Genomic DNA, 9214 nt, shown 5'->3' with positions numbered 1-9214 from the left:
TGTCGGGGTCGCCCCGCCCGGGGAACCCAGCCCAGCCGCGGGTGATTGGCCAAGTTTGTGGCCCCTTCAGCCGCCGAGCCGTGCCCCGGGGTGCTCCACGCCAAGGTGTCCGAACCGTCGGCGATGGGCGGGCGGGGCTCGCGCCCGTGGAGAGGGTGGCGGGGCCGACGGCGGTGTCGGAGGGGCGGAGGGAGGACGGTGTGGTTCCCGTGCGACGCGTAGGGCACGATGGGCGCTCGCACCTGCGTACCCGCCAGTAGGAGGACCCATGCCCGCCCCCGAGATCCTCGCCGCCTTCGAGGCCGCCAAGGGCTTCATGCCCGTCGACGAGGGGCTCGCGCTGCACGCCGCCGCGACCGAGGCCGCCAAGCTCGGGCTGCCGCTCCTGGAGGTCGGCACGTACTGCGGGCGCTCCACGATCCTGCTGGCCGACGTGGCCCGGGAGGCCGGGACCGTCGCGGTGACCGTGGACCACCACCGGGGCAGCGAGGAGCAGCAGCCCGGGTGGGAGTACCACGACCCCACGGTGGTGGACCCCGAGGTCGGCCTGATGGACACCCTGCCCACCTTCCGCCGGACGCTGCGCAAGGCGGGCCTGGAGGAGCACGTGATCGCCGTCGTCGGCCGCTCCCCGCAGGTCGCGAAGGTCTGGGCGGGCGAGCTGGCCCTCGTCTTCATCGACGGCGGGCACACGGACGAGCACGCCACCAACGACTACGAGGGCTGGGCGCCCAAGGTCGCCGCCGGCGGCCTGCTCGTCATCCACGACGTCTTCCCGAACCCGGAGGACGGCGGCCAGGCCCCGTACCGCATCTACCTCCGCGCCTTGGAGACCGGCGACTTCGAGGAGGTCTCGGTGACGGACTCCCTCCGCGTCCTGCGCCGCCGCTAGGCCCTGTCGTCGAAGTGGTGCCGGCAGGGCCCGCGGCGTCCGGTGCCGTGCATCGCAAGGCGGAGGGGCGCCCGACCACTGGACGTACTCGGGCGCTCCGACAACGCGGCGAGGTGCGGTGCCGGGCGTCGCGGGCCAGGCGAGACTTCGACGACAGGGCCCAGAGGCCGAAGCCCGAGGTCACGTACAGACCGCACCGCGAGGAGGACGAGCCCGAGGGCCGGCGGGAGCGCGAGCCACCGCGCTCCCGGTCCGGGGCGGCCCAGGCGCCCAGGACCAGCGGGGTGCGCCGGGCGCCGTCGGCGGCCGCGGCCAGGAGGAGCACTCCGTCCCCGGCCAGGACGCCCGGCCGGCACCCCGTCCGCGTCGGCGCCACACTTCCCACCGCGGTCCGCGCGTGGTCCGTACGCGGTCCGCGCGTGGTCTCTGCACACCACACGCTCTCCACCACACGCTCTCCACAGTCCCGTCGCGCCGCCCGAACACGCGCCGGAAGCTCCCACTAGAGTCGCAAGGTGCCGTACGACCACCGAAAGACCCGCGCCCGCACCGGAGCCCTCGTCGCCTGCGCGGCTCTGACCGTCCTCACGGCCCTCACGGGCTGCGGCGCCGGCTCGCAGGCCGCCGCCCCGGGGACACCGGACGCCAAGACGACCCAGTCACCGGCCTCGACCCCGGCTCCCCCGGGCGCCTCGTCGACCACGCCGCCCCCCGCCTCGGCCCTCCCGCTCGCCGGGCGCACGATCGTCGTCGACCCCGGACACAATCCAGGAAATTTCCAGCATTCCCGGGAAATCAACCAGAAGGTCGATGTCGGCACGCATCGCAAGGAATGTGACACCACCGGTACCTCGACCTCCACCGATTACACCGAAGCCGCATTCACCCTCGATGTTTCACACCGTCTGCGGGATCTCCTCAAGGCCCAGGGCGCGAAGGTGGTCCTCACCCACGACGCCGACCGCCCCTTCGGTCCCTGCATCGACGAGCGCGCCCGGATCGGCAACTCCGCGCGTGCCGACGCCGCCGTCTCCGTGCACGCCGACGGATCCGGCACCGGGAACCGCGGATTCCATGTGATCGTGCCCGCCCAGGTCAGCTCCGGCGCGGCCGACACCACGAGGATCGTCGGCCCCTCCCGCGACCTCGGCGAGGACATCGCCCGGCACTTCGCCCGCGCGACCGGCACCGCGCCCGCCAACTACCTGAGTGCCGGAACGGGGTTGGACGTCCGGGACGATCTCGGGGGACTCAATCTCTCGACCGTGCCCAAGGTGTTCGTCGAATGCGGCAATATGCGTGATCCGAAGGACGCCGCACTCCTCACGAACGCGGCATGGCGTCAGAAAGCGGCGCAGGGGATCGCGGACGGCATCGGGACCTACCTCAAGGGGTAGTACCGACGGGCGATAGATTCCCTCCGTACGATGGGGGCCGCCCCCGTGCTTTCGCGCCACCCCGACGAGACGACCCGACGAAGGACTCTTACGTGAATATCCGCTCCCTCACTCGAGGCGATGGCGTTCTGATCGGTGCAGCGGTGGTGCTGTTCATCGCCTCGTTCCTCGGCATCAGCGGCTGTGACGCCAGCGACTCCATCTGCGACTCCATCGACACGCCGAACTCCTGGGAGATCTCGCCCCTCGGCTGGGGCGCCTTCCTCCTCGGTATCGCGGGTGCCGCCCTGGTCGTCGTCTCGCGCGCGCTTCCGCAGCCCCGCAAGGTCGTGGGTCTGGAGCTGGGTCAGGTCGGCGTCGCGTTCACCGTGGCCTCGGCCTGGAACGTGCTGATGTGGATCTTCGAGTCGAACAACGCCGGCGCCGGCCTCATCCTCGGCCTGATCGCCTCCCTGATCCTGGCCGGCACGGCCATCGCCGCCCCGATGATCCCGGCCCTCAAGGGCCCGCTGCTGAGCGCGCCGACGCCGCAGACCCCGCAGCCGTACGGCATGCAGCCCGGCCAGCCCGGCCAGCAGGGCGTCCCCGGCGGCTACGGCTACCCGGGCGCCCAGCAGCCGCCCTACGGCGGTCAGCCCCAGCCCTACCCGGGCCAGCCGCAGCCCGACGCGCAGGCCCAGCACGCCCCTCAGCCCACCGCCGCCCAGCCGGGCCCGGCACAGGGGCAGGGCCAGTCCGGCGACTTCGCGCCGTTCTGGTTCGCGGTCCCGGTCGCGCGTCCGCTGTACGCGGAGGACGGCTCGCCCACCCCGATCGCCGAACTTGCCCCCGGTACCTGGTACCTGGCGGTCGAGCAGCGCGGCCCGGGTCTGATCGCCCAGACCCAGGACGGGCGTCGCGGTGTCCTCCAGGACACCACCGGCATCCAGCGCGGCTGAGCGCACACGCGCCCAGACCTCACGGCCCCTCGCCCGGAATCCCTTCCGGGCGAGGGGCCGTTGTCGTAGAGTCCCGGGGAAGTGATCTGACGGACCGTCAGGAAGGCTGGACGTCATGCGTCTCGGACTCGCTCTCGGTTACTGGGGGCGCGGCCCCTCCCCCGCCCACCTGGAACTCGCCCGCGAGGCGGAGCGGCTCGGGTACGACTCGGTGTGGACCGCCGAGGCCTGGGGCTCCGACGCGTTCACCGCGCTGACCTGGATCGCGGCGCACACGTCCCGTATCGGACTCGGGACCGCCGTCGCGCAGATGGCCGCGCGGACGCCGACCGCCACCGCCATGCACGCCCTCACGCTCGACCATCTCTCCGGCGGGCGGATGATGCTCGGGCTCGGGCTGTCCGGGCCGCAGGTCGTCGAGGGCTGGTACGGCCGGCCCTTCCCCCGCTCCCCGCTGACGGCGACCCGCGAGTACGTCGACGTGGTCCGGCAGGTCCTGCGCCGCGAGGGGCCCGTCGCGCTCGACGGGCGGTTCCACTCCCACCCGTACTCCGGGGACGACGGCACCGGGCTCGGGAAGGCGCTCAAGCCGATCACCCACCCCCTGCGGGCCGATCTGCCGGTGCTGCTCGGGGCGGAGGGCCCCAAGAACATCGCGCAGACCATGCGGATCGCCGACGGCTGGCTGCCGCTCTACTGGTCGCCCTCGCGGTACGCCGAGGTCTACGCCCTCCCCGACCGGCTGCCCGAGGGCTTCCGGGTGGCCCCCATGGTCCGGGCGCGGCTCTGCGACGACCCGGCCGAGGGGCTGCTGCCCGTCAAGGCGATGCTCGGCTTCTACATCGGCGGCATGGGGCACGCCGCCCGGAACTTCCACGCCGACCTGATGGGGCGCATGGGGTACGAGTCCGAGGCCCGGCACATCCAGGAGCTGTTCGCCGCCGGCCGCCGCGAGGAGGCCGTACTCGCCGTGCCCGACGCCTTCGCCGACGAGATCTCGCTCGTCGGGCCGAGGGAGCGGATCGCCGAACGGCTCGACCGGTGGCGCAAGGGCCCGGTCACCGACCTGCTGGTCACGGCGCCGGACCCGGCCACGCTACGGCTCCTCGCGGAGCTCAACGGATAAGGTCGTCCGCCTCATCCGCCCCGTCGCGAGGTGCGGGGGACCTTGCCGGTCACCACCGTGCGCGCTCCTGCCCGCGTCCTTCACGTCGGTGACGACGTCCTCCAGCGCCCCGACGTCCGCCTCGCCCGCCTCGCCCCTGCGGGGCTTGGCGCCCTGCCCCCGGGCTGCGCCACCGGGCGATCCGAACGGGTTTCGGCCACCGGATCGCGGCAAACCGAACGCCATGACTTCACGCAGCGGCACGACGCAGACGGCGAGAGTCATCGCCGTGGTCGCCGACATCATGGCCGGCCTGATCATCCTCTGGATCATCATGTACCTGCTGGAGGCCAACCGGGCCAACGCCCTGGTCGGCTTCGTCCAGGACGCCGCCCGCTGGCTGGCAGCGTGGTCCTACGACCTGTTCACCTTCGACGAGGCATGGGCGCGCGTCGTGACGGGCTACGGCCTCGCCGCCGTCGTGTACCTCGCCGTCGGCCACGCGGTCGCGGGGAGCCTGCGCCGCCGCTGACACCCCGCGGTCAGGCCCCGCAGCAGTCCCGCTCCAGTCCCGACCGCTGACGCCCGGCACGCGGTCACGGCCCGCAGCAGTCCGGCTCCAGTCCCGACCGCTGACACCCCGCGGTCAGGCCCCGCAGCAGTCCCGCTCCAGTCCCGACCGCTGACGCCCGGCACGCGGTCACGGCCCGCAGCAGTCCGGCTCCAGTCCCGCCGGCAGCCTCTCCCCGCCGAAGACCGCCACCGTCGCCTCGTCTCCGCCGAGCGCGGCCACGGCCAGGAGCAGCGAGCCGGCCGTCCAGGTCGTGAGCTCCTCGGGCCAGACGGCCTTGTCGCCCTCGAAGACGTACCCCGTCCAGTACATGCCGCCCTCGGCGCGCAGGTGCTGGATGGCCTGGAGGATCTCCAGGGCGCGGTCGGACTCGCCCATCGCCCACAGAGCGAGGGCGAGTTCGCAGCTCTCGCCGCCGGTCACCCACGGGTTGGGCAGGACGCACCGCACGCCGAGCCCGGTGACGACGAAGTCGTCCCAGTGGGCGTCGATCCGGGCCGTGGCCGCGGGGCCCCTGACGGCTCCGCCGAGGACCGGGTAGTACCAGTCCATCGAGTAGCGGGACTTGTCGAGGAAGCGCTCGGGGTGGCTGCGGATCGCGTGGCCGAGCGCGCCCGCCGCCAGCTCCCAGTCGGGCTGCGGCTCTTCGCGCGCCTCGGCGATGGCGAGCGCGCAGCGCAGCGCCTGGTAGACGGAGGAGCTTCCGGTGAGCAGCGCGTCGCCGACGGCCGTGCCGTCCGCCTCCCGCTTCCAGCCGATCTGCCCGCCGGGCTGCTGGAGAGCGAGGACGAACTCGACGGCGGCGTAGACGACCGGCCACATCCGGTCGAGGAAGGCGTCGTCGCCGGTCGCGAGGTAGTGGTGCCAGACGCCGACGGCGACGTACGCGACGAAGTTGGACTCCCGGCCCCGGTCGGTGACGTCGTCCGGGTCGCCGTCGTGGTAGGCCGCGTACCAGGAGCCGTCCGCGTTCTGGTGCCGGGCCAGCCACTCGTACGCGCGGGCCGCCGCCGTGTGCTCGCCGGCGGTGTCCAGGGCCATGGCGGCCTCGGTGTGGTCCCACGGGTCCAGGTGGTGGCCGCGGAACCACGGGATCGCCCCGTCCTCGCGCTGTGCGGCGAGGACTCCGGCGACGGTCTCGGCGGCCTGCTCGGCGGTGAGGACGCCGGGCAGGAGCAGGTGCTCCGCGATCTGCTCGGGAGAGGTCACTTCGCGGCTTCCGCGGGCAGGTGGGGCTTGGTCGCGTACGCCACGAAGCTCTTGCCGACCACCGGGTTGAGCAGCTGCTCGGCGACCCGGGTCAGTGCGGGCTTCTTCATGATGTCCCAGACCAGGAGCTTGTGGTACGCCCGCACCGGCAGGGCCTTGTCGTTGTCCACGCCGAAGGCGCACTTGAGCCACCAGTACGGGGAGTGCAGCGCGTGCGCGTGGTGGGTGCCGTACGGCTTGAGGCCCGCCTGGCGGATCTTGGCGAGCAACTCGTCCGCCCTGTAGATACGGATGTGGCCGCCCTCGACCTCGTGGTAGGCGTCGGAGAGTGCCCAGCAGACCTTCTCGGGGCCGTAGCGCGGCACGGTCACGGCGATCCGGCCGCCGGGCCTGAGCACCCGGACCATCTCGGCGAGGACACCCTTGTCGTCCGGGATGTGCTCCATGACCTCGGAGATGATCACGACGTCGAAGGACTCGTCGGGGAAGGGCAGGTTGAGCGCGTCGCCCTCCATCGCGGTGGCGCTCGCCCCGGCCGGGGCCTCGCCGGCCTCCTTCATCGCCGCGAACCACTTGGCGACCTCGCGGATCTCCTCGCCGTTCTGGTCGAGGGCCACGACCTGTGCGCCGCGCCGGTAGCACTCGAAGGCGTGCCGGCCCGCACCGCAGCCCAGGTCGAGCACGCGGTCGCCGGGGGCGAGCGGGAAGCGGGTGAAGTCGACGGTCAGCACGGGGTCGTCCTGCTTTCACTGGTGAGGGAGGTTGCGGGCAGTCGTTCCGTCGGGGCGGAACCTGTGGGCACAACCGGACCACCGGGCCGCACCCGGGCGAGGAGGCGGGGCGTCACCGACGGACTCCGGCGCCTCGCCGGGCGATCGCCTCGCGATACAGCTCGGCGGTGCCCTGGGCGGCCCTCGCCCACGTGAACCGCTCGAGCACCCGCGCGCGCCCGGCCGCGCCGAGGCGGCTCCGCAGCTCCGCGTCGTCCAGCACCCGCCCGAGCCCCGCGGCGAGCGCCCCCGCGTCGCCCGGGGGCACGGCCAGACAGGTCTCTCCGTCGGGGCCGGCGACCTCCGGAATCGCCCCACCGGTCGTCGCGACCAGCGCCGTCCCCGTCGCCATGGCCTCCGCGGCCGGCAGCGAGAACCCCTCGTACAGCGACGGCACGCAGGCCACCTGCGCCGACCGCACGAGGTCGACCAGCTCGGCGTCGGAGATGCCCTTGACGAACCGGACGGCGCCCTCGAGCCCGTACCGCTCGATGGCCTGCGCGACGGGTCCGTCCTCGGCGCGCCTGCCGACGACGACGAGGTGGGCGGCCGGGTTCTCGGTACGGAGCTTGGCGAGGGCCTCGACGAGGTGGATCAGGCCCTTGAGCGGGACGTCGGCGCTGGAGGTGGTGACGATCCGGCCGGGGACCTCGGCGACCGAGGGATCCGGGGACCAGAGGTCGGTGTCGGCGCCGATGTGGACGACCCGGATGCGGTCGTCGCGTACGCCGAGGTGCTCGACGATCTCCTGGCGTGAGGTGCCGGAGACCGTGAGGACGGACGGCAGCCGGCGGGCGACGCGCTTCTGCATCCGGGTGAAGGCGTACCAGCGGCGGACGGAGGCGCGGCGCTTCCAGTCGGTGGCGGCGTCGAGCTCCAGCTGCCGGTCGACGGTGATGGGGTGGTGGATCGTGGTGACGAGCGGGGCGCCGAGCGCCCGGGTGCCGCCGAGGAGTCCGTAGCCGAGCGTCTGGTTGTCGTGGACGACGTCGAAGTCGCCGCGACGGGCGGCGAGCATGCGCCGGGCCCGCAGGGAGAAGGTGAGCGGCTCGGGGAAGCCGCCGGTCCACATGGTGGCGACCTCGACCGCGTCGATCCAGTCGCGGTACTCGTCCCGCTTCGGCGTGCGGAAGGGGTCGGGCGAGCGGTAGAGGTCGAGGCTGGCGATCTCGGTGAGCGGGACGCCCTCGTCGAGCGTCGGATACGGCTGGGAGCCGATGACCTCGACGTGGTGACCGAGGCGGGCGAGCTCGCGGGAGAGGTGGCGGACATAGACACCCTGACCGCCACAGAAGGGATTTCCCTTGTACGTGAGGAGAGCGATCCGCAACATGGGGGACTCCCCTCCTCGAACGGAGCCGAGAGCGTGAGGGTGATCACCCTCCGTGACGCCCTGGCGGGGGCCTGCCTCTACGGCCTCAGCGGTCACTCGCGGCCCCCTTCGAGCTTGCGTTTCGCGGGAGCGTAACCGCTCGCGCTAATCTAGAACAAGTTTCAGACTTGATCGTTCTTGATCGTTCAAGGAGCACAGAATCTACCGGCAGGTAGCCCCGTCGTAAGAGCCGGATCAGGTGATTCGCGCCACGGCGGAAGCCCCGCCATACTCCGGCCGTACTGTCGCTCCCCCACCGCACGGAACGGGACTTCATGACCGCGGAAGAAAGACCGGCCTCGCCGCCCCTGACAGAGCGCCAGGAGGCGCGACGCCGCCGCATCCTGCACGCCAGCGCGCAGCTCGCCGGGCGGGGCGGCTTCGACGCCGTACAGATGCGTGAGGTCGCCGACGCGGCCGGGGTGGCCCTGGGCACGCTGTACCGCTACTTCCCCTCCAAGATCCATCTGCTGGTCGCGACGATGCAGGACCAGCTCCAGCACATGCACACGACACTGCGGAAGCGGCCGCCGGCGGGCGACACCTCGGCCGAGCGGGTCGCGGAGACCCTGATGAGGGCGTTCCGTGCGCTCCAGCGCGAGCCACAGCTCGCGGACGCGATGGTGCGGGCGCTGACGTTCGCGGACCGGAGCGTGAGCCCCGAGGTGGACACGGTCTCCCGGCTGACGACGGCGATCATCCTGGACTCGATGGGGCTCGAACACCCGACGCCGCAGCAGCTGTCGGCGGTACGGGTGATCGAGCACACCTGGCACTCGGCGCTGATCACCTGGCTGTCGGGGCGGGCCTCGATCGCCCAGGTGAAGATCGACATCGAGACGGTCTGCCGGCTGATCGACCTGACCGCGCCGGGCGGACCCGTCGGCGAGTCCGCGCGGGGCGGACCGGGCGGCCAGGCCGCGCCCGCGGCCGGCGAGGGCCGCAGGGCGGTCTGACGGG

9 protein-coding genes are annotated in these 9214 nt (G+C 72.7%); 6 read left to right on the top strand and 3 right to left on the bottom strand.

Annotated features, from left to right (window positions below; genetic code table 11):
* The first annotated feature begins 268 nt into the window (after positions 1-268).
* The 5 genes from ACFUJR_RS01240 to ACFUJR_RS01220 all read left to right on the top strand — a co-directional run bounded on the left by ACFUJR_RS01240 (position 269) and on the right by ACFUJR_RS01220 (position 4864).
* A complete protein-coding gene (locus ACFUJR_RS01240; protein WP_383167495.1) occupies positions 269-892 on the top strand; it encodes a class I SAM-dependent methyltransferase in 624 nt (207 codons plus the stop codon).
* Positions 893-1407: 515 nt separating this feature from the next.
* Positions 1408-2289: an N-acetylmuramoyl-L-alanine amidase gene (locus ACFUJR_RS01235; RefSeq protein WP_383167493.1), complete on the top strand. Its 882-nt coding sequence runs from the start codon at positions 1408-1410 to the stop codon at positions 2287-2289.
* 92 nt (positions 2290-2381) lie between these two features.
* Positions 2382-3227 carry a DUF5336 domain-containing protein gene (locus ACFUJR_RS01230; protein WP_383167490.1) on the top strand — a complete coding sequence of 282 codons (846 nt, stop codon included), beginning with the start codon at positions 2382-2384 and terminating at the stop codon, positions 3225-3227.
* A gap of 115 nt (positions 3228-3342) precedes the next feature.
* Positions 3343-4353 (top strand): LLM class F420-dependent oxidoreductase, encoded by a 1011-nt coding sequence (locus tag ACFUJR_RS01225; protein WP_383167487.1) that lies wholly within the window; start codon positions 3343-3345, stop codon positions 4351-4353.
* A gap of 223 nt (positions 4354-4576) precedes the next feature.
* Complete coding sequence (locus tag ACFUJR_RS01220; protein WP_383167485.1) at positions 4577-4864, top strand: hypothetical protein; 288 nt, start codon at positions 4577-4579, stop codon at positions 4862-4864.
* A 168-nt stretch (positions 4865-5032) separates the two neighbouring features.
* Here the strand turns inward: ACFUJR_RS01220 and ACFUJR_RS01215 are convergent, their stop codons facing one another.
* The 3 genes from ACFUJR_RS01215 to ACFUJR_RS01205 form a co-directional block, all read right to left on the bottom strand.
* Positions 5033-6112: a prenyltransferase gene (locus tag ACFUJR_RS01215; RefSeq protein WP_383167482.1), complete on the bottom strand. Its 1080-nt coding sequence runs from the start codon at positions 6110-6112 to the stop codon at positions 5033-5035.
* A complete protein-coding gene (locus ACFUJR_RS01210; protein ID WP_383167479.1) occupies positions 6109-6843 on the bottom strand; it encodes a class I SAM-dependent methyltransferase in 735 nt (244 codons plus the stop codon). Before ACFUJR_RS01210 ends, ACFUJR_RS01215 begins: the two co-directional genes overlap by 4 nt.
* Positions 6844-6955: 112 nt before the next feature.
* Positions 6956-8311 (bottom strand): glycosyltransferase family 4 protein, encoded by a 1356-nt coding sequence (locus tag ACFUJR_RS01205; protein WP_383167476.1) that lies wholly within the window; start codon positions 8309-8311, stop codon positions 6956-6958.
* Positions 8312-8529: 218 nt separating this feature from the next.
* On the opposite strand from ACFUJR_RS01205, the gene ACFUJR_RS01200 reads away from it, so the two are divergent.
* The gene (locus ACFUJR_RS01200; RefSeq protein ID WP_383167472.1) at positions 8530-9210 is read left to right on the top strand and encodes a TetR family transcriptional regulator; all 681 of its coding nucleotides are present in this window, start codon (positions 8530-8532) and stop codon (positions 9208-9210) included.
* Positions 9211-9214: the final 4 nt, after the last annotated feature.

The organism is Streptomyces sp. NPDC057271 (assembly GCF_042668715.1).
Taxonomy (GTDB): domain Bacteria; phylum Actinomycetota; class Actinomycetes; order Streptomycetales; family Streptomycetaceae; genus Streptomyces.
The sequence above is the reverse complement of the archived record's forward strand: the minus strand, read 5'-3'. Positions and strand labels throughout refer to the sequence as shown.